The 18683-nt window shown below is 52.6% G+C and carries 21 protein-coding genes and 2 pseudogenes; all 23 read right to left on the bottom strand.

Going from position 1 to position 18683, the window contains the following annotated elements:
• Positions 1-14: 14 nt before the first annotated feature.
• On the bottom strand, positions 15-3209 hold the full coding sequence (locus tag DWY76_RS11455; protein ID WP_120081389.1) for a YodL domain-containing protein: 3195 nt from the start codon (positions 3207-3209) through the stop codon (positions 15-17).
• Positions 3210-3308: 99 nt separating this feature from the next.
• A complete protein-coding gene (locus DWY76_RS11450) occupies positions 3309-5381 on the bottom strand; it encodes a DNA topoisomerase 3 (protein ID WP_120081388.1) in 2073 nt (690 codons plus the stop codon).
• On the bottom strand, positions 5378-6100 hold the full coding sequence (locus DWY76_RS11445) for a DUF4366 domain-containing protein (protein ID WP_120081387.1): 723 nt from the start codon (positions 6098-6100) through the stop codon (positions 5378-5380). The genes DWY76_RS11450 and DWY76_RS11445 overlap by 4 nt, the downstream gene beginning before the upstream one ends.
• Positions 6090-6341: a DUF4315 family protein gene (locus DWY76_RS11440; RefSeq protein WP_005935081.1), complete on the bottom strand. Its 252-nt coding sequence runs from the start codon at positions 6339-6341 to the stop codon at positions 6090-6092. Before DWY76_RS11440 ends, DWY76_RS11445 begins: the two co-directional genes overlap by 11 nt.
• Positions 6341-7039, bottom strand: a pseudogene (locus DWY76_RS11435) (PrgI family protein); the annotation flags it as partial. The gene DWY76_RS11440 and the pseudogene DWY76_RS11435, both read right to left, overlap by 1 nt.
• A complete protein-coding gene (locus tag DWY76_RS11430) occupies positions 6966-7391 on the bottom strand; it encodes a PrgI family protein (protein WP_008982752.1) in 426 nt (141 codons plus the stop codon). The pseudogene DWY76_RS11435 and the gene DWY76_RS11430, both read right to left, overlap by 74 nt.
• A 15-nt stretch (positions 7392-7406) precedes the next feature.
• On the bottom strand, positions 7407-8270 hold the full coding sequence (locus DWY76_RS11425) for a VirB6/TrbL-like conjugal transfer protein, CD1112 family (RefSeq protein WP_005927770.1): 864 nt from the start codon (positions 8268-8270) through the stop codon (positions 7407-7409).
• Positions 8271-8373: 103 nt separating this feature from the next.
• Positions 8374-8469, bottom strand: a pseudogene (locus tag DWY76_RS11420) (Maff2 family protein); the annotation flags it as partial.
• 87 nt (positions 8470-8556) lie between these two features.
• Entirely contained in the window at positions 8557-10164 is a 1608-nt protein-coding gene (locus DWY76_RS11415) for a recombinase family protein (RefSeq protein WP_120081386.1), read from the bottom strand.
• A gap of 135 nt (positions 10165-10299) precedes the next feature.
• Positions 10300-10491, bottom strand: a complete 192-nt coding sequence (locus DWY76_RS11410) for a transposon-encoded TnpW family protein (protein WP_055163306.1) — start codon at positions 10489-10491, stop codon at positions 10300-10302.
• A 12-nt stretch (positions 10492-10503) separates the two neighbouring features.
• Entirely contained in the window at positions 10504-11343 is an 840-nt protein-coding gene (locus tag DWY76_RS11405) for an ATP-binding protein (protein WP_120081385.1), read from the bottom strand.
• Positions 11340-12080 carry a phage replisome organizer N-terminal domain-containing protein gene (locus DWY76_RS11400; protein ID WP_120081384.1) on the bottom strand — a complete coding sequence of 247 codons (741 nt, stop codon included), beginning with the start codon at positions 12078-12080 and terminating at the stop codon, positions 11340-11342. Before DWY76_RS11400 ends, DWY76_RS11405 begins: the two co-directional genes overlap by 4 nt.
• Positions 12070-12264: a hypothetical protein gene (locus DWY76_RS14410; RefSeq protein WP_006573562.1), complete on the bottom strand. Its 195-nt coding sequence runs from the start codon at positions 12262-12264 to the stop codon at positions 12070-12072. Before DWY76_RS14410 ends, DWY76_RS11400 begins: the two co-directional genes overlap by 11 nt.
• 174 nt (positions 12265-12438) lie before the next feature.
• A complete protein-coding gene (locus DWY76_RS11390; RefSeq protein ID WP_165852632.1) occupies positions 12439-14058 on the bottom strand; it encodes a relaxase/mobilization nuclease domain-containing protein in 1620 nt (539 codons plus the stop codon).
• Positions 14030-14428, bottom strand: coding sequence for a plasmid mobilization relaxosome protein MobC (gene mobC, locus DWY76_RS11385; protein WP_181968635.1), 399 nt, complete (start codon positions 14426-14428; stop codon positions 14030-14032). The genes DWY76_RS11390 and mobC overlap by 29 nt, the downstream gene beginning before the upstream one ends.
• 69 nt (positions 14429-14497) lie before the next feature.
• Positions 14498-14800: a hypothetical protein gene (locus tag DWY76_RS14250; RefSeq protein ID WP_207665853.1), complete on the bottom strand. Its 303-nt coding sequence runs from the start codon at positions 14798-14800 to the stop codon at positions 14498-14500.
• Positions 14801-14868: 68 nt separating this feature from the next.
• Positions 14869-15294 (bottom strand): hypothetical protein, encoded by a 426-nt coding sequence (locus tag DWY76_RS11375; RefSeq protein ID WP_118743017.1) that lies wholly within the window; start codon positions 15292-15294, stop codon positions 14869-14871.
• A 42-nt stretch (positions 15295-15336) separates the two neighbouring features.
• On the bottom strand, positions 15337-15534 hold the full coding sequence (locus DWY76_RS11370) for a helix-turn-helix domain-containing protein (protein ID WP_008818017.1): 198 nt from the start codon (positions 15532-15534) through the stop codon (positions 15337-15339).
• The gene (locus DWY76_RS11365; protein WP_015537034.1) at positions 15512-16012 is read right to left on the bottom strand and encodes a sigma factor-like helix-turn-helix DNA-binding protein; all 501 of its coding nucleotides are present in this window, start codon (positions 16010-16012) and stop codon (positions 15512-15514) included. The genes DWY76_RS11370 and DWY76_RS11365 overlap by 23 nt, the downstream gene beginning before the upstream one ends.
• Positions 16013-16128: 116 nt before the next feature.
• Positions 16129-16833: a zf-HC2 domain-containing protein gene (locus DWY76_RS11360; protein ID WP_006875988.1), complete on the bottom strand. Its 705-nt coding sequence runs from the start codon at positions 16831-16833 to the stop codon at positions 16129-16131.
• A complete protein-coding gene (locus DWY76_RS11355; RefSeq protein ID WP_003533443.1) occupies positions 16826-17338 on the bottom strand; it encodes an RNA polymerase sigma factor in 513 nt (170 codons plus the stop codon). The genes DWY76_RS11360 and DWY76_RS11355 overlap by 8 nt, the downstream gene beginning before the upstream one ends.
• A gap of 245 nt (positions 17339-17583) precedes the next feature.
• Positions 17584-17724 (bottom strand): Maff2 family mobile element protein, encoded by a 141-nt coding sequence (locus DWY76_RS11350; protein WP_044960906.1) that lies wholly within the window; start codon positions 17722-17724, stop codon positions 17584-17586.
• A 62-nt stretch (positions 17725-17786) separates the two neighbouring features.
• A partial coding sequence (locus DWY76_RS11345; RefSeq protein ID WP_165852631.1) for a VirD4-like conjugal transfer protein, CD1115 family occupies positions 17787-18683 on the bottom strand: 897 nt, incomplete at its 5' end.

Below are 18683 nucleotides of genomic sequence, written 5' to 3'. Positions count from 1 at the left end.
AATTTCTGCACGGTTTACACCTCCAATTCCTTTGACTTTTCCCGTGGCTGTGTTTGCTTGCTCTGTTCCTTTTTTGCGGCATCCAGCTGTGCCCGGATGGACGGCTTTTTCGGTTTGGCCGTGCGGGACTTCTTGGCTTTCGGTGTCTTTTCTTCGGCCTTGACTGCGGCGGCAAGGTCCGTCAGAGAAATTTGTTCTCCGGCTTTTGCTTTTGCCTCCAATTCGCCCAGAGAGGGCGCATTGTTCAGCACGCCGTCAATCATGTTTTCGTTCTGTTCGGTGGAAAGCTCTGCGGTGCGCAGCGGATTTTCCCGAAAGAACTCCGGCACCTGCTGGAAGCCCACACTGTCGCAGTAGTGGGCGGTGTCCTGCCCATTCTGGTGCAGCACCACCACATCCGAAACAGACAGCGAGTGTCCCTTGAAATCTGCCGGATAGTCCACATTGAATGTGCGGTAGATGTCCTCCAACGTAGTGCCAGCAGTCAGCGGCGCGGCGTATACTTCCGTATAGTTGGCCTTGTCCACGGTCAAACCGGCAGCCTGCAGGCGGTCGTAGGGCTCAAAACGGTAATCGCGGGTGGAATCCTCATTGCGCAGCTGGTAGATGGAAAAGCTGTCCTGCTGCGGTGCTTCAAAGCCTGCCGCTGCGTATTCCTCTACTGTCATTCCAGCAGCGGCCGCTTCCTGTGCGATTTCGGCCTGCACCTGTGCCTTATAGTCCTGCAAGCTCTGGTCAAAGTCAGCCAGCTTGGGCGGTTCCGGCAAGTTATACTGGCCTTGGTTAAGCAGCGGGCGGCAGTCTTGCACATAGGCCACAATAGTGTTGTAATAGGCAGCCTGTTCCGGCGAAATGTTCTGCCCCTCCTGCAAAGCGGTGGCGGCGGTCTGCTCCATAGCGGAAAGATTGCAATGTTGTTTGAGGTACGGGATAAACTCGGTCAGCACCATTTCCCGCTCTGCCTTGTCTTGTTCCCACGCTTCCGGGCCCTTGTTGTGCAGAACAAAATTTTTCCAGTTCTCGTCTTTGGCGTAGTATTCGTGGTAGCTCTGGATGTGCTGAATCAGAGAGCCGTCCCCGTCACCAAAATCCTGCCGCCCCTCGTAGTTATCGGGCTGGCCGTTCAGGGTAAAATCAATACGGAATGCGGTCTTGTCGTACCAGCCGCCCGTGTAGCCGTCCTTTTCCCGGTCCGCGTGCTGGGCGGTGTCCAGTTCTTCAAAAACACGATTCGCCACGGACAGCGGCATGATTTCGCCGTCCTGCAGCTTGTCGCTTTCGCTCCACAAAATCGTGACCGTGGGCTCTGCGGTGGGGTCTGGAATTTTAACGGGTGCAGGAATTTCATTGGCCTTTTCCGCCGCCTCTTGGAACGCCGCCAGCTTATCGCCCAACAGAACTTCCGCCACCGCGGCTGTCTGCCCCAGCAGATTAAGTGCTTCCTGCCCGGCATCCGGCAGGGTCAGACCGGGCGCGTCCAGCTGCCCACCGTCCAGAGCCGTGTGGTCCGGGCCATACAGAGTGTAGTCATAGCCAGAATCGCAGGTCTGGATGAACAGCGTATTGTCATTATCCAGTGCAAATGCGGCCTTCTGTGCAGCGGAAAGGTCTGCTTCCCGCTGCTGGCGAAGTTCTGCCAGATGTTCGTCCAGCGCGGAGATCAGCTCATGGGCCGCGCTGCGGATAATTTCCAGAGAGGCTTTCAGTTCGGCCAGTTCCCGGCCCGAACTCCACCCGGCCACATAGCCAAAGGAATACTCGGACGTGTCCAGCCCATAGTGCTGGCAGACGGCATAAGCCACGCTTTCCGCCTGCACCTCGCGGGTGCGGCTGTCCGGGCGGTTGGTCTGTTCCGGGTCGTTGGGGTCGATGGCGTGGAGCTTGGCATGAGCAATCTCGTGGATAGCCGTCTTGATGGTTTGCAGCTGGCTCATGCCCTCTTGGATGGCAATGCGGTTGTCGAGCAGATGAAAATAGCCGTGCGCCTCGCCCTCGATGTCCTCAAACCCGATGGGCACCGGGGAAGCCTGCTCCAACGCCTTGAAAAAATCTTGATAGTCCTGCACGCTGCCGGAAAGTTCATTCACCGCAATGGATGGCAGCGGTTCGCCCTCGGTCTGGCTGACATCGAACACAGAAACCACTTTGAAGGCCGGAATCTGCACCGTCTTTTCCTCGGTCAGTGGCTTACCGTCTTTGTCCAAAACGGGCTTGCCCTGTTCGTCCAGCTTTTCCGTTTTCTGCTTAACCTTGTAGGGCGCGGGAGCAAGAATCTTGATGCCCTTTTCGCCCTTTTTCACGGTGCGGTGGAACGTGTTTTTCCACTTGTTGAAGCCCGCCACCAGCTGTCCGCCCTGCATGGCGATCAGCAAGGTGTTGTTGAAGCTATAATTGTGGAATTTTGCCATCGTGGTGAGATAGGCTTTGTAGCGGTCGCTGTCGAACAACTGCTGAATCCCTGTTTCCAGTCGGTCCGTAATTTCTTTCATCCGCTCTGCGCTGTCCTTACCATTCAGGATAATGGGAATAACTTTCTGCGGTTCCGTTTCAGGCTGAACAGGCGGCGGGATGTTGGCCGCATCCCGCAGGATTTCCGGTGCAGGAAAGGACAGCACCCGGTATTCCTCCGGCACAGACTGGCCCTCGTGGACTTTCTGCCACTCGTCCCCGCTTTTGACAAGATAGCCGTACTCGGTAAACACGCCCTGCTCCTGCTGGGCCACATACCGGCCAAACTGTGCCGTGTCGATGCCGCCTTTCCATTCCTCCGGCATATCCACCATGCCGGAACGGTTCAGATAGTAGTCGCCCAGCTGGGCAGGGCCGCGCACATCCGGCAGATGCACATAATAGTCCACGTTTTCGGGAAAGTCGGTGATTCTCCCGATGCTGGAAAGCTCACTCTGCGGGACTTGCAGGGCGGCGTTCAGCTCTGCGCGTTCCCCGGTAGAGAGTGTTTCCAGTCGTGATGCCAGAAAGTTCAGTTTGTCCACATTGGATGCCAGTACCATGTTGTAGGGAATCGCAAAACGCTTTTCTTCCTCGGCAAAGTAGCCGGAAATGAAAAGGCCCTGCGGATTATCGGACGAAATGCCGATTTGCCGCAGGGCCGCTTGTACCCGTTCGGTTGTGGTAGGCAGGTCCAGCCAGACGCCATCTCCGCCTTGCTGCTGTCGATTTTGCAGCTGGATGGAAAATAATTCGCTCATTTGGTCACACTCCTTTTTTTGCTATCCTACGGATAGAGAGAGCCGGTTATGGCAAAATGAATGCTTCACCTTACCATAACCGGCCCTCGTATTTTTGCCTTACTCTTTGCGCTCTACCCGGTAATTGACGTACTTGCCTCCCGTATCTGCCAGAAGCACCGTTGCATCATAAGTTTTGCCTGTTTTCTCGGAGTAGAGGCCCTTTACCTTTGCCTTACCGTTTTTGAGCAGAGCGGCGGCGATCTTCGGGGTGAACGCCTTTTTTCGCTGCTCAAAGAAGCGGTCATTCTTCCACATTACGAACTGACAGCTACGATTTCCGCAGTAGAAGTTTTTCTTGCCCTCGTAGACGTTTTCACCACACCGGGGACACTTGCCGATGATAACCCGTTCCGACTGGAACAGGTTTTGTTTGTCCGCGCTGATGCAGGAATAGGTTTTGACCAGCTGGCGTACCTGCGTTTCAATTTCGGCCATGAACTCGTCCGCGTCTGCATTGCCCTTGGCAATCTCGGTCAGGCGGTTTTCCCATTCGGCGGTCAAGACGGGAGAGGTCAGGCTTTCCGGCAGAACCACCGCCAGATTGATGCCGTCCTTGGTGGGGACAAGCTGTTTGCCCTTGCGCTGCACAAAGCCCATTTGCACCAGTTTTTCCAGAATCGCGGCGCGGGTGGCGGGTGTGCCCAGCCCCTTGCGTTCTGCGTTTTCCGGCATATCTTCGGCCCCGGCCCGCTCCATTGCTGACAGGAGCGTATCTTCGGTGTAGGCTTTCGGCGGGGACGTGAAATGTTCCGAAATGTCAGTTGTCACGGAAAAGTTCTGTCCCTCGGCCAGTTTCGGCAGGGTGTTCAGCACTTCTTCCTCGGTATCTGCTTTCAGGGTGGAGCGGAACCTCTGGTCGATCTCTTTCCAACCGGGGACAAGCACCGTCTTTCCCTTGGCGGTGAACTCGTTCCCGGCGCAGGAGAACACAGCAGTCACAGTTTCGTACTCATGGGGCGCGGCTATCGCGCAGAGCAGTTTGGAGCAGACAAGGTTCATCAGCTTGCATTCACTCTCGGCAAGACCAGTGAAACCCTGCTTTACAAATTCGGACGTGGGGATGATGGCGTGGTGGTCCGATACCTTTTTGCTGTTCAGCACCCGGCCTACTTCCGTAGTCAGCGCAAGTCCTTGGGCAATGGGCAGCAGCCCCAGCAGGTCAGACACAAGATGTTGTGCTGTCTGGCCCATATCCTCGGTCAGATATTGGCTGTCCGTGCGGGGATAGGTCAGCAGTTTCTTTTCGTAAAGTTGCTGGGCATAATCAAGGGTCTGCTTGGCGGTGAAACCGAACAGACGGTTTGCTTCCCGCTGCAAGGTGGTCAGGTCATAGAGCTTGGGCGGCTGTTCTGTCTTTTTCTCCCGCTTGACAGAAGTACAGACGGCAACTGCACTCGTGCATTTTTCTTTGAGAGAATTTGCGGTTTCTGCATCCGAAATGCGCTCACTGTCCGCTTTCAAGCTGCCGGACTGGATGCTGACCGTGTAATACTTTTCTTTCTGGAAGCGCAGGATTTTTGCGTCCCGGTCCACCAACATTTTCAGTGTCGGGGTCTGCACCCGGCCTACCGTCAGGGTTTTGTGATACAGCACCGAAAACAGCCGCGTTGCATTGATACCCACCAGCCAATCCGCCTTTGCACGGCAGAGGGCCGATTGATACAGAGCATCATAATCCGAATCCGGGCGCAGATTTGCAAAGCCCTCCCGGATAGCAGCATCCTCCATGCTGGAAATCCAGAGCCGCTTTACAGGTTTTGTGCAGCCGGCCATTTGGTAGACAAAACGGAAAATCAGTTCTCCCTCCCGGCCAGCGTCGGTCGCGGCGGTCACACTATCCACATCGGGGCGGTTGAGCAGGGCACGCAGAACTTCAAACTGCTGTTTCTTTTCGTCCGGCACGATGAACTGCCACGACTGGGGCAGAATGGGTAAATCCTCATACCGCCACTTGCAGTATTTTTCATCGTACTGGCCAGCCTCGGCAAAGGACACCAGATGCCCGATGCACCAGCTGACCAGATACCCGCCGCCCTGCCAATAGCCGTTTTGCTTTTCAGTGGCCCCGATCACGGCGGCAATGCTGCGGGCAACACTGGGCTTTTCGGCGATCACCAGCTGAAAGCTCATGTTTCGTCCTCCTGTCCGTCCTCCGAATGAATCTCGATTTCAGCCGGTTCCTCGTCTGCATCTTCGTCCTCGCCAAAATCGTATTCGTCCAAATCATCGTGGCCGGTGGTATCGGTCTTGGGCTTGCGGAACTTGAAATAATAGAGTGCCGCGCCGCCGCCAGCCAGAGCCAGCACCAGCAGGATTATCAGACTGCCCATGTTGGACTTGGGCTTTTCCTCCGGCGTTTCGGTGTCGGTTTTCACCGCTTCCGGGGCCGTGCAGTTGCGCAGGCTCTTTTCACACAAGGGGCAGTTTTCGTTGACGTTTCCGGCCTCACATTTCACCGTGCAGGTGCAGACTTCGGTTTCCTGCGGTTCTTCATCCAGCAGAGCCAGCAAGTCGGCATCATCCACTTGGTTCAGGAAGTGGACAGTGGTTTCTTTGTCCTCGTTGGCGCGGTCAATTAGAATGTAAAAATAATTCCCGGCCTTGGTGGTCACTGTGATAAGCTGTTTGTCCCCGTAGAAATCATCCACCAGTGTTGCGTTGCCTTTGGGCGTGATGGGCACACCCTCCGGCTCCATGCCGCCCGTAGTGGGTTCTTCTTCGATAATCTCCGGCAGAGGTTCCGGGGCAGGGTCAGTACCGCTTGCGAAAGCGGGCATGGAAAAGGAGCAGAGGCAGAGCAGGATAGCCAGCAGCCCAGCTGCAAAACGGCGGTTCCAATCAGGTTTCATTGGCGGCATCCTCCTGTTTGTGGTACGGGGTGACGGTGGGTGCAGCGTTCAGCGCACCGCTGCGCAGGAAAGCCGCGAACTCGTCCGGCTTCATGTTCATGCTGCGCACCAACTGAATGATCTGCAAGTTTTCCTGTTCAGTCTTTGCAGCTTCCAGTTCTTTCAACTGCTGCTGGTATTCGCTGATTTTTTCTTTGAGCCGTTCGATGTCGCGCTCAATGCGGGAAAGTCTTTTTGCCATGGAGCCACAAAATCTTTGGTGGACAGGCCGGAGGGTGCCAGCCAGTCCCATTCAAAGCGAAACGGTTCGCCGTCCGGGTGGAAGATGCCGTGCAGCACCTCCAAACGCTCCTGCCCGTCCATGACGTGCGCCACGCAGCCCATGGTCTTGAAATAGCCCAGCAGGTCAAGACCAATGCGGGTCAGCCGCGCCCGTGCGGTTTTTAGATTGTCTGCCTCGATGGTGAAGGTCAGGTACTTGGTTTTGACAATGCCGTTGTTTCCGCTGGCAAGCTGCTTTTGCAGGATGGCGGTGTACTCGGCGCGGATGTCGTCAAAATCATCCCCCTGCGGTGCGATCTCAAAACTTTTTGCGTACTGCACCGGGTCAACCTTGCGATTGAGAAACGAAAGCTGCACATGGATGGAGGCATCCACATAGTTGTACAGGTCGCACAGGTGTTCAAAGATGGCGGTCCGGGTCTCCGGCTGGGCCAGCTGATAGCTGATGTCCTCAAAGGCAATGCACTTGGAGAATGTGCGTCGGTCAATGCGGCACACACCGTCCGGGTAGATGGCCTCATACGGGATGGTGGCCTGTGCCGTGCGGGGCTTGCCGTCACCCTTGTACTTGCGGAGAACGGCATCAATTTCTTTTTTCTGGGCGCGGGTGAGCTTTTTGGGCTTTTCGGTTTCGCGGGGTATCGTTTTTCTGGACAATGGCCTTTACCTCCTGTTCCATTTGGTATTGCCGCACAAGGGCGGCGTAAGCATTGTTGGTCTGATAGGGCCTTTCCTTGGGACGGATAAAGCAGCACTGAATCATTTGCTGAATCACCACTTCAAGGGGCTGGCCGTGCCGCTCGAACAGAGCGAACAGCAGCCCCGGCAGCATGGCAAAAATCATCAGCAGGGCCGCCGCGCTGTTGGAAAGATAGTTCCGGGCCAAAAAATAAAGCGGTCCGCCCGTTAAAAGCGCACCGCCGAAGCAGACCAGCTGCCGCTTGGTCAGCCCGAATAAGACTTTGGATTTTACATGGGTCAAATCTTTGGGAACGGTCACATACGCCATTCAAACGCTCCTTTCTCAATGGGCACCGAATACGGACTTGCTGATGCTGCCGGTCTTGAATAGACAGAAACAGAGCAGCACGGTGTAGCCCATGCAGCCCCAGATGGCCCCGGCAATGTCCGCTGCACCTGAAATGTTGCGTATCAGCACCGCATAGATGCCCACGACAATCATAATCAGGAACGCTTGGAAGCCTAACGCCAAAAGCGATTTCAAATAGTTCTGCCCGGTGCTGCGCCACTCGCTGCTGCCCATGGTGGCAAGCGGGATAGGCCCCAGTGCGGTCACAACGTAAATCTCGATCATGCGGCCGTAGGTCACAAGGAAGATGCAGATGGAAAGGATGTTCATGGTTAGGCCCACCACAAGGGTCTGGAACCACAGACTAAGCAGACTGCCAATGGTCATGCTTTCCAGCTGAAATTCCAGTCCGGGTATCAGGCGGTCAAAGTGGATGGACGTTTCGCCGATGATCACGCCGGAACTTTGGTTGACAACGCTCTGGGTGGCATCGAACACGCCCATGACGATGTTCCATGTGTTGCTGACAATGAGGATGGCAAAGGCAGACTTGAAAATCCAGCGGAAGAACATGGAGGTGTCAAAGTCGTGCATATTGTTCTTTTCGGTAATCATCTGGATAAGTTCATGGCACATCACAAGGGCAAGGATAGCCGCTGCAATGGGCAGCACCACCGTTTCGGACAGACTGCGAAGCATATTGAAAATGCCGCTGTTCCACGCCTGCGGAGTGGAGCCAACGTCCGAAGCGATTTCGCCCACCTTGGCGTTCACGTTATCGAACAGGCCGGAGAGGTTGCCCGTGATGCCATCGATCAAAATGCCTTTTATCCATTTCTCGATGATCTCACTAATCAAGCAAAGATACCTCCTTTCCCGCGCCCTCCCATGTGAGAGGGAGAGCGCGGAGTAGGATTTTAAGTGTTAGTTGTTCGGAAAATTGTGGGCAGCGATGCAGGACTTAGCCCAGCAGCCCGGACAGCAGCGGGACAAGGGTCACGCCGATCAGGGCAACGCCGCCGCCCGCGACCAGCTGCTTCACGCCCTGGCTCTTTGCTTATGTGCGATAAAGAAGTAATAGAAGTGTAAAAAATTTTGCCGTTCCTATCCGATACTTGCCTTTGGTATCGGATAGGGCGGGCGGTCATTCGGGCAAGTCCACCTTGCCAACGAAAGAATAGTAAATCTCAATGTCCTGTCTGCGTGTGCCGTTTTCATCGTAGCTGCACTCATGCACAACGATTTTCTCTACAAACTCACGCAAGAGGGTGTGGGTCAGTTCCTCAAAGTTCATGTGCTTGCGGACAATGTTCATAAACTTTTCTGCGTTTACGGTGGCTTCCTGCGCTTTAGAAAGCTCCGCCTGTATTCTGGCAACACGCTCTTTCAATTCCTGCTGTTCGGCTTCGTAGTCTGCCGAAAGCTCTGTGAAACGCTCGTCAGAAATGCGATCGCTTACGCTGTCCTCATACAACCGCTTGAAAATGGCGGAAAGCTCGCTGATACGCTTTTCAGCGGCTTCCAACTCCTTTTTCTTGGAGGCGTTCCGGCGTTTGCCGCCGTCCTCGTTCTGCTCGATCAGCAGCTTCATAAACCGGGCTTCATGCTTTGCCGCATAGCTCGTCACTTTTCGCAGATTGGAGAGAACGCCCGCAGTCAAAAGGTCGGTGCGGATAAAATGCGCGGTGCAGTCACGGGTACGCTTCTTGTAGTTCCCGCAGATATAGCAATCCTGTTTCCGCTTATCGGTCTGGTAGCGCTGCTGATACATGACGCTGCCGCAGTCCGCGCAAAAGAGCATACCAGAGAATAAGCCCACTTCATCATAGCGGTTTGGACGCTTGCGCTGTTTGCGTAATTCCTGCACACGCTCCCATGTCTGGGTGTCGATGATAGGCTCATGGTGGTTCTCGAAAATTGCCTGTTTCTCAATGGGATTTTCTACGCTGTGCTTGGTCTTGTAGGACGGTTTCTCCGTCTTGAAGTTCACCAGACAGCCCATGTACTCCCGGTTTTCAAGGATATGCACCACGGTATTTGTCGCCCATTTGCATTCATAGCCGGGGTGATAGCGGCGGGTGCTGCCCGTCCTGCGGTATTCCAGCGTTCCCGGCGTTGGGATTTCCTGTTCGGTCAGCATACGGGCTATCTTGGTCGGGCCGTTCCCGGCAAGGCACAGACGGTATATCTGCTTGACTACGGGCGCGGCTTCCTCGTCAATGATGAAGTTTTCGTCCTCGTCCATGAGGTAGCCGTACACGGGTTTGCTCGTAACAGGCTTGCCGCTCATGCCTTTTGACCGTTTTACAGCTTTGATTTTCTTGCTCGTATCTCTCACCAGCCATTCGTTGAAAATGTTCCGCAGAGGGGCAAAATCATTATCGCCCTGTGCGCTGTCCACTCCATCGTTGATGGCGATAAAGCGGACGCCTTTTTGTGGGAAAATCATCTCGGTATACATTCCCACCTGCAAGTAGTTTCGCCCTAACCGTGACATATCCTTTACGATAACGGTAGCCACTTTCCCGGCTTCAATGTCCGCAAGCATGGATTGAAAGCCCGGTCTTTGGAAGTTCGCACCAGAATAGCCATCGTCCGTGTACCAGCGTAGATTGGAAAAACCGTTCTGCTTTGCGTAGGTTTCAAGAATACGCTTCTGGTTGGAAATGGAATTGCTTTCGCCTTGCAGCTCGTCCTCATGGGATAGTCTTGGATAAAGGGCAGTGATTTTCTGGGTGGTCTGTCTTAACATAAAATCCTCCGTTTCCGACAGCCAGCCCCACTATTCCGTATTTCGATTATACCACATGGGGCGGCTGTCTGTATAGCGGCTTCTGCTTCTTTACCGCCCGGTAAAATGACGATTTTTTCTGTGCGGCTTGTAGCGTTAAGTCGAAAGCTGGGCTTTGTGTCCTGCGGCGGCTTCCGCCTCCAGCACTTTCATCATCTTATCGGCTGCGGTGTCGGTGGTATCTTTTTTGAAAAAGCCGGAAACGACAAGGACGGTGTTGCCCATGCGGATCTCTGTCACGCAGTCCGGGCGGCGTTCCGGGGTGGTGTTCTGCTTGTTCTCTGCCATAGGCAACTCCTTTCATCTCATCAATTCTTTCAGCCTGTTCAGCTTGGCTTGCGCCGTTTCACGGCGGAAGTTCTCGCCTGTAAAGAGGATAGGGGCGCACATTTCCAAAAGGCGGTCATAAATCCGGGCATGAGCGGTGTCCAGCGGATTTTGCAGGCTGTCCAATGTCAGATTGGTGGTAACGATTAGGGGCTTGCGGCTGCGGTAGCGGCTGTCAATCACATTGTAGACCTGTTCTAAACCGTACTCTGTACCGCGCTCCATTCCAAAATCATCAATGATAAGCAGAGGGAAACGGCAAAGACGCTCGATATACTCGTTGCGCCCCTCAAAGCTGGCGGTCAGGTCATTCAAAATCGCAGAAAAATTCGTCATGCGAACAGCGACTTCCTGCTCCATGAGGGCATTAGCGATACACCCGGCAAAATAACTTTTTCCTGTACCGACCTTGCCCCATAGCAGATAGCCGATATTTTCCTCGCGCATGGTTTCCCAATGCTCCACATAGAAGTGTGCAATCTCCATTTGCGGGCATTTCCCGTTGTCATTAGCGAAAGTCCATTCCTGCATGGTGGGATTGGTAAATCCCCGGCGTTTCAAGTCCTCTACGGTATCAAGGTGCTTTCTGCGCTGTTCGGCGGCTTCACGCTCCAAACGCTGGGCTTTCTGGCAGTCACATTCTGCCGGGTGGCGGTCACGCCCAAACAGGGCGGCTTGCTTTTCCGGGAAGTAGGCTTCTTTCGGGGTGTGGCACTTGCCGCAGTAAAGCAGCCCGTCCTCGCCCGTGTAGTCCTCCGGCTGCGGGGTAACAGCCGCCATATTCAAAACTCGTTCCGTAAACAGATTACTCATAAGCTCTCGCCCTCCTTGCAGGTGTATTCGGGTATGCCCTGTTTCGTGGCAGCCTTTGCGGTATCGTCTGCCGCCCATCTGCGGATAGTGGCGGCGTAGTTTTTATATTTCTTGCCCGTGGACGCAATATAGCCGGAAAGCCGCTCAATGTAGTACGCCCATTTTTCGGGCAGTTCCGCTTGCAGTTCGGAAAGCTCCGTATCGGTCAGAAATACATTCTCATATCTGCCATAGCTGCGGGCGGGGGCTTGTCCCTTTAACTCTCCCTCTTTTTCTAACTCTATATCTATCTCTTTCTTTATCTCTATCTCTGGTGGACGAATGTCGGACAAATGTCCGCCATTTGTCCGCGGCGGCAAAAGTGCCTTGTTTTCAAGCCTTGCGGCTCGTTTCCGTTCCGCTTCGGTAGAGGATTGACCGATCATCAGCTCAATGTCGGTCATATAGAGCAGCCCGCAGTCAAGCTGCTCCACAAGCCCTAACTGCTGGAAGATGGCTAATGCCCGTTCCACCGTCCCGATTTGGTGACGGGTCAGCGTGGCTATCATCTGGGCGGTATAGGGAATATGCTCGTCAAGCTGCAATCTGCCGCCGTTTTTCAGCGATTTTAAGTACAGCTTCAAGAGGATATTGGAATACAAAATCCCGTCCTTCATGTCCTCCAACAGCACAATGGAATCGCTGTCGAAGAAGTTTTCTTTCAGTTTGAGGTAGTAATATTTGCGGTTATCTGCCATTGGCGGTGTCCTCCCTGTGTTTCCATCTCTTAGAGAAATACCGGGGGCAGAGGACGATAATCGCCCGGAAGCTCTGCTTGCAGCCGTGTGTGCAGCCCCGGCAAAGGTCATTGTAGGTGATACGGTTTCGGTGATTGAGGAAAAAGCTCCATTCCAACCGCCGCTTTTTGCTCATGCGCGGCATTTCTCGCTCCTTTCTGCCGTTTCCGCTGGTATAAGCGGATAGGTCGGTAAAAATGTAGTTTCTCGGTATCATTTTCGGGGATTTCCTGCGCTGTATGCCCCGTTTCAAAGGTGGGTAGTATTGCGGATAGGGTGCAGGGAATATCCTCGTTTTGGTGTTGTTTGGGGGCGGTTTTTAACGCTCCTGTTCGTGCTTTTTCTGCCTGTCTTTCTCACCTTGCAGGATTTGGGAAAGGTTGCTTTTCACGGTATGCAGCTCCTTGACACGGGCTTTTTTCTCCCGGTATTCGTTGTAATGGGCGTTCTTTTCGGCGGTAAGCTGCTCGATTTCCGCTTGCAGGGCTTTATGGCTTGGCAACTTGGAAACGCCATGCGCCCGAAAATAACGGGTGGCTGCGTCCGCTATGATAAAATCGCTTTCGTGCCGTTCCCGGTAGGCGCTGCGGGCTTTTTCCGTTTTCTGCGCTTTCAGACCGTCACGGGCAGGCTTGGTCTTGGCATAGGCAAGCACCTGTGTCTGAAGCTCCTTTTTCTCCCGGATAGCAGCGTCCAGGGCTTTCAGCTTGGCGGTGCTGTCCTGTAAATCCGCATTGGCGGATACAAGGGCTGCGTCCAGCTCCTCCGGCGAATAGCCGTACTGCCCATAGGCGGCAACGGTAGCCGCCATTTGTTTCAGATTGTGGACTGCCGCCCAGCGGTCATAGCCCGCGCCCTTTCCCTCCGCTCGCTTCGCTGCCCGGTCAACCATGCGCTGAATACCGTCCTTTTCCGGGGTGGTTTGGACAGCTTTTTTGCCCTGCAAACGCTCCCTTATGTTGCGGGGGTATTCGGGTACGGTTGCGGTCTGCTCGGCGGCTCTGTGGGCGTTCTGTTCCAAAAGGGCAAGAACGGCAGCGCGGTCAAAATCATCTCCCAGCTTGCGGGCGGTAATGGGCTTTGTCCTGTCCGGCGTGAGGTAGGATAGCCGCCCTCGGCTCTCCTTGACAGTCACGCCCTGTTGCAAGAGAACGGCGGTGAACTCGCCATAGCTTGCGGCAGAGGACAGCGCGGTGCGTATGGCCTGCCGCAATTTTTCCTTGTCTGTTTCAAACTTCGTGGGCTTGGCTGGCTGCTCCTCGGCTGGCAAGGCGGCAGCTTCCTTGTCCAGCTTTGCCTGCCCTTTCCGCTGCGCCCAATACTCACGCTCGGTAATGCGGTTTTTGCTGCCATGCAAAAGGTCGATTTGATAGAGATTTTCCCGGTGGCACAGCTCCATGACTTCGGCTTTGAAGTATTCCATCGTCGCGTCTGTGCAGCGGTGTTTGCACCCGGCGCGGGTGTCTGCCGGTCTGTCCATGTAAGGCAGGAACGGAACTTCCTCTATCCGCAGAGAATTGATAACGATATGCACATGGATATTGCCGCTGTGGTTGTGTCCGTCCGGGTGGGTGCAGACAATGGCTTGGTGTCCGGGAAACTGCTTCCGGCAAAATTCCTCGCCCAACGCCTGCGCCCGATCTACGGTCAAACCGTTGTCCACCGCGTCCCGTGGGTCAAAGCTGATAATGTAGTGGTGGCTTTTTACATCTTCCCGCTTCTGGTTCTTCCCATAGCGGAGATTGGAGCGCATACAGGCAACGGCAAAATCCTCGTCGCCGCAGTTCAGCGTGGCTATTCGATAGTCCTCCCTGAGCATGAGCCGCCCGTTTTCATCAAGGGTGGGCTTCATGGTAAACTCGTCATGTTCAAAGGTGAGGTACTGCTCGGCTGCGCCATAGTCCGCATTTTTAGAGCTGATATGTTTGAATGTTGCCAACAGCGTCACCTACCTTTCGCAGGACTTCAAACTTCAAGGTAGCAAGGTCAGAAATGGCGGCGCGGACTTCAACGGACAGGGCGTTGTATGGTGTGCCGTACTCGTTGAGGGCGCGGGCAATCTGATTGAGGTTGCCACCGATTTTTCCGTATTCGGCGGTCAGCCTGCCAACGGCGGACAACAGTTCATCATTGACCGGGGAAACGGTAACGATGGGGCGAATGGTCGCCCGTGTAATGGCTTGCCGGATAAATTCGGCTTGGCTCATGTCATAGTGTTTCAGCCGCTCGGTAAAGTCGGCGTATTCTTCCTCGGTCATGCGGGTTTTGACCACATGGCAGCGGTGGGGCGTGTTGTATTTTTTCTTCAAGCGTTGACCTCCTTTCTCGCCCGACAGGGCGCATGAGCAGGGTTTGGGGAAGGCACTCCCCAACAAGATTTACCAAAGGGGGCAAAACCGCAGATATGCGGATTTTGGCACCGTGGTAGAATCTTGCTCTAAAAAACTACCGCTTTCCTTGGCGGCTCTGGTTTGCGGATATACTGGCTTGCTCCACCAATATAGCGATTGCGGCGGCGTGTTCTGCCCGCTATTCACCACTACAACGGTGAAAAGGGGGCGTTTTTGCAAACGCAGCGGAATTTTTTTTGTTTTCCCTGTCTGCTCCCTACAACAATCCGGCGGTGTGGTTTGCCAAAGATTTTTGAAAATGGGCGCAAAAAAAGCAGTAAACCTTTTCAAGATTTACTGCTTATCTGCCGCTGTGATGGGCGGCGGTATTAAATTGTCAGCCGTTTTTCAAATGGAATTTATCTGCAATCGCTTTCTTTCTGCTTTCCAATTCCTTTTCTGTAATCTTCCATAATCCTAACGCAATGATCTGCTATCTTTTGCATTCCGAGTTCTTCAAAAAAGGCAATTTGTATTTTCATCATTTCTTCACAAACAGTCAACTTCTGCTCATCCATATTGCTAATAGCAAGCCATGGGAACGCTTTATATTTCTTAGTGTCCCCAATGAGAAAATTGTACCCTATCAACTCATTTTCACGGAAAACGAAATAGAATTGTGGGCCTGAACCTGGAACTGACTTTTCCATAATTTGCTGCATTGTTTTCACGCCGCCGTATGCCGGAAAAAAACCTATTCGCTCAAGAGCATTTAATATGTCAATCCTTTTATCTGTGGGTATGTCTCTATAATTGATAATCTGTTCCATTTGATCTACCCTCATTGAAGTTTAATTTGTCAGGCTCTAATTATACAACTTTTCTGTTTAGCGGTCAAAGCGGAACTTCAACAGGCTTTCTATCAGTTGCCTGACGATATGCTCCTGCATATCCGTGTTAATCTGTCCGTCCATTTTCGCACAAGAGCGGATATATCCGGCATAATGAGATAGAACGGCGGCAACAGCTTCCGGGTCGCCCTCGCTTGCCTTAACGATTGTTTCATAGGGAAGTAGCTGGTTCATAGGACAAGCCCTCCAACTCTGCCCGTAGCTGCCGTAAAATCATCTGAATACGCCGCCCGGTTGTGTTGCCAGCCCGTCCATATCTCCGTCCAATCTCCCTATGCGTCAATCGTTGGAAGTAGTACAGGAAAATGATTTCCTGTTCCATCTGTGATAGTGCGGACAGCGCTGCGGCAAGCTCTGGACTTTCCAAAAGCACCATCTGACCACAGACGAAAAGCGGATAGCTGTTCATGGCAGCTTGCTCCGCAAAGTATTTATCTGTGGTGCTGAATGGATAGTGTTTTTCTTCTATCAGATATTCAAGCGAGATTTCCCGCTTGCGGCGGCTGCGTATGCTCCGGGCTGCGTCTATGGCAGCGTGGCGAATAACGGTCTTGCAAAAGGCATCGTGTGTATGCCGGATATGTTCTTGATACTTTTCGTGTTCGGTCATGGAAAATCCCCCTTTCTGAATAATGGCAGAGGGCGGCAGCATTTTATGCTGTCGCCCTCTTGATTACCGAACAGCAAAGACGGGCGGGGCTGTCAACGGCGGCACATTTGCGCCGTTCATCTTGACCGTTGACTGGCTCGGCTGGGTTTGCTATCTGCTCACGGCAATTCACTCTCATTGATAGGAATTGCTTCAAGTTCCGTATTCAAATTGTTCCAATAAGAGCCAATATCCGCACTTGTGAAATACTTAAAACCGCCTGCTTCTGACTTCAATTCGCCGTTTTTAACTCCATAGCAGGCGTAAATCAAATCGTAGCTTGTTCCATCTGAGAGGTTAAATCTAAAACTGGTCACATCTGCTCCGGCAGTTTCCTCAGTTGTTTTGTCTTTTAGGGATAAGCCCTTGAACTTATCATACAGGGTCTTTATATCATTTTCAGCAACAACTACTTTCTTTTCTGCTGATGCAGGCACTCCGTCATAGTGGTACATTTCAACGCTTTCGACATCTTCAACCTCAAATGGGAAGTCGATTTTGACAGGCTCATAAGCAATGTTTATAGGTAACAGAAAGAGAGCCGTAAAAATTGCAATGGTACAAAGAGCGATGGAAACGAGAACAGCAATCGTTATCTTTTTCCTGCCCCTCTGCTTTTCTTTTGCCTCATGGCGCATAATAACGCTTTCGCTTTCTTCGTGAAGAACATCTTCGCTCGTGTGAGAAAGCAATTTCTGACAAATTGCGTTACAGTCAGCACAGGCGTTCAAATGCTCTTTTACCATCTCTGCGCTTGCTTCGCTGCAAGCACCGTCAACATACAGCGGAAGAATATCTCGAACAATATCGCATTGTTTACTCATGTTTTTCATCCATCCTTTCTTGAATTTTTAGCTTTGCACGATGATAAGTAACTCTCGCCCATGATTCTGTTTTTCCAAAAATTGCAGCGATTTGTGAAAAAGATAGTTCCCCGAATACGCGAAGCTGAAAGACTTCTTTGTATGGTTCTTCCAAACGGTGAAGAACGAGGTGTATGCGGAACGCCATGTCAGAATCTGCAACTGAGTTCTCAACATTTTCATTTGATGGCAAGTCATTGATTTCACTCACATCAGCTACTCGCTGACGGCTTCGCATTTCATCATGGTAAAGATTTTTTGCTATGGAGCAGAGCCATGTCAATTCATCTGATTTACCTTTGAATTGTGATGTTGTAGAAACAGCCTTATAGAATGTGTTCTGCGTGATTTCTTCTGCTATCTCACGATTTTTGGCAAGAGAAATAGTATACGAGTATACCTGTAAATAGTAGGCTTTATAGAGCTTTTCATAGTCCATACTTGTCATCACCTCCTTCAGCTTCATAGGTTAGACGGAGAAATCGGAATTTCGTTACAAAGAAGTTTGAAATTTTTATACCTTTACGCTACTCTTGCTTTGTGCGGACTATTGGTAGACGCGCATTAACGGCAAGTAAAGAGATTGCTGTGTCAGCTTGATATGTCCAAATGCTAATTAAGTATAGCATACAGCTATGAATTTTTCTATTGCGTTCCCCTGACTTCGGAATAGTGGCAGGGCTGGCTATCCTTGTTTTGCTTTGTGCTTCTCTACCGTACATGAGCATTGCTGCCGGGGTTATCCTGTCCATAGCCCTCCAACAGGTTGATGCCGCCCCAGACACACAGGGCACCGCCCAGACCAACCACGATGGTCTGCAAAGTATCGACTGCGCTGTTGAAAAATTCCATAAGGTCCTCACTTTCTGCCGCTTGTTCTGCGGCACTCAAAAATTTTTTCAAAAAATACCGCCTTATTCGGCGGCTGAATCTTCATCCGACAGGTCGATTTCGTACAGGTCAAAACTTTCGTCCTGTGCGACTACCTGCTGCCGTTTCCGGCGCAGGGTGGATAAGAACCTGTCCACATCAAAGGTATTTTTCTTGTCCGCGTCCGCAAGGTATTTGTAGTGCGGGTGCTTGGTGATGTCGAACTTCTCCGAGAAGAACGGCCTCACACCCCGCAGCTGCAAAATACATTTGCCGCCGTCCATGATTGCAATTTCGTCCTCTGACATCAACGCCTTTCCTAGTTTTTGATAGTTCAGTCCGTGGGAGGTTTGAGAACCCCGGTTTTCGCTGGTGTTGAAACTGTCGATGGTCTCTTTCCCCAGCGCATCGGAGATCTCTTTGGCATTTTTGCCCCGCCCGCTCAAAAAGAGAACAGAATCGCAATTGTCCGAAATGATTTCGGCCGCATCCTTGTAGATAGCTTTCAGCTGCGACTGGCTCTGCAAGATGATGGATGCCGAGATTTCCCGGCTGCGGATGGTGGCGATCAGCTTGTCGAAGTTGGGAATCTGCCCAATGTTGGCGAACTCGTCCAGAATCAGCCGTACATGGACAGGCAGTCGGCCACCGTATTTATCATCCGCACGGTCACACAGCAGATTGATAAGCTGGCTTTGGAGCATGGCGAGAATGAAGTTGAACGTGGTGTCCGTGTCGCTCATAATCAAAAACAGAATCGTCTTTTCATCCCCGATGGTGTCCAGCTCCATTTCATCGTCCTCCATCAGTTCCCGCACCTCCCGGATGTCAAATGGGGCTAAACGGGCACCGCAGCTTATCAGGATGGAGGAACGGGTCTTGCCGGCCGACAGCAAAAACTTTTTGTACTGCCGGACGGCGAAGTGGTCCGGGTCTTTCTG

It is taken from the genome of Faecalibacterium sp. AF27-11BH, assembly GCF_003603005.1.
GTDB lineage: Bacteria > Bacillota > Clostridia > Oscillospirales > Ruminococcaceae > Faecalibacterium > Faecalibacterium taiwanense.
Note: the sequence above shows the minus strand (reverse complement) of the source record. Positions and strands in the feature narration are given on the sequence as shown.

Excerpts from the sequence above, each read along its gene's own strand:
- DWY76_RS11455 (WP_120081389.1), bottom strand. The coding sequence starts at position 3,209 with ATGAGCGAATTATTTTCCATCCAGCTGCAAAATCGACAGCAGCAAGGC.
- DWY76_RS11450 (WP_120081388.1), bottom strand. The coding sequence starts at position 5,381 with ATGAGCTTTCAGCTGGTGATCGCCGAAAAGCCCAGTGTTGCCCGCAGC.
- DWY76_RS11370 (WP_008818017.1), bottom strand. The coding sequence starts at position 15,534 with ATGAACCAGCTACTTCCCTATGAAACAATCGTTAAGGCAAGCGAGGGC.
- DWY76_RS11375 (WP_118743017.1), bottom strand. The coding sequence starts at position 15,294 with ATGAGGGTAGATCAAATGGAACAGATTATCAATTATAGAGACATACCC.
- DWY76_RS11360 (WP_006875988.1), bottom strand. The coding sequence starts at position 16,833 with ATGAGTAAACAATGCGATATTGTTCGAGATATTCTTCCGCTGTATGTT.
- DWY76_RS11410 (WP_055163306.1), bottom strand. The coding sequence starts at position 10,491 with ATGGCAGAGAACAAGCAGAACACCACCCCGGAACGCCGCCCGGACTGC.
- DWY76_RS11430 (WP_008982752.1), bottom strand. The coding sequence starts at position 7,391 with ATGGCGTATGTGACCGTTCCCAAAGATTTGACCCATGTAAAATCCAAA.
- DWY76_RS11350 (WP_044960906.1), bottom strand. The coding sequence starts at position 17,724 with ATGGAATTTTTCAACAGCGCAGTCGATACTTTGCAGACCATCGTGGTT.
- DWY76_RS11445 (WP_120081387.1), bottom strand. The coding sequence starts at position 6,100 with ATGAAACCTGATTGGAACCGCCGTTTTGCAGCTGGGCTGCTGGCTATC.
- DWY76_RS11365 (WP_015537034.1), bottom strand. The coding sequence starts at position 16,012 with ATGCTGCCGCCCTCTGCCATTATTCAGAAAGGGGGATTTTCCATGACC.
- DWY76_RS11400 (WP_120081384.1), bottom strand. The coding sequence starts at position 12,080 with ATGGCAGATAACCGCAAATATTACTACCTCAAACTGAAAGAAAACTTC.
- DWY76_RS14410 (WP_006573562.1), bottom strand. The coding sequence starts at position 12,264 with ATGCCGCGCATGAGCAAAAAGCGGCGGTTGGAATGGAGCTTTTTCCTC.
- DWY76_RS11405 (WP_120081385.1), bottom strand. The coding sequence starts at position 11,343 with ATGAGTAATCTGTTTACGGAACGAGTTTTGAATATGGCGGCTGTTACC.
- DWY76_RS11355 (WP_003533443.1), bottom strand. The coding sequence starts at position 17,338 with ATGAAGCTGAAGGAGGTGATGACAAGTATGGACTATGAAAAGCTCTAT.
- DWY76_RS11415 (WP_120081386.1), bottom strand. The coding sequence starts at position 10,164 with ATGTTAAGACAGACCACCCAGAAAATCACTGCCCTTTATCCAAGACTA.
- DWY76_RS11440 (WP_005935081.1), bottom strand. The coding sequence starts at position 6,341 with ATGGCAAAAAGACTTTCCCGCATTGAGCGCGACATCGAACGGCTCAAA.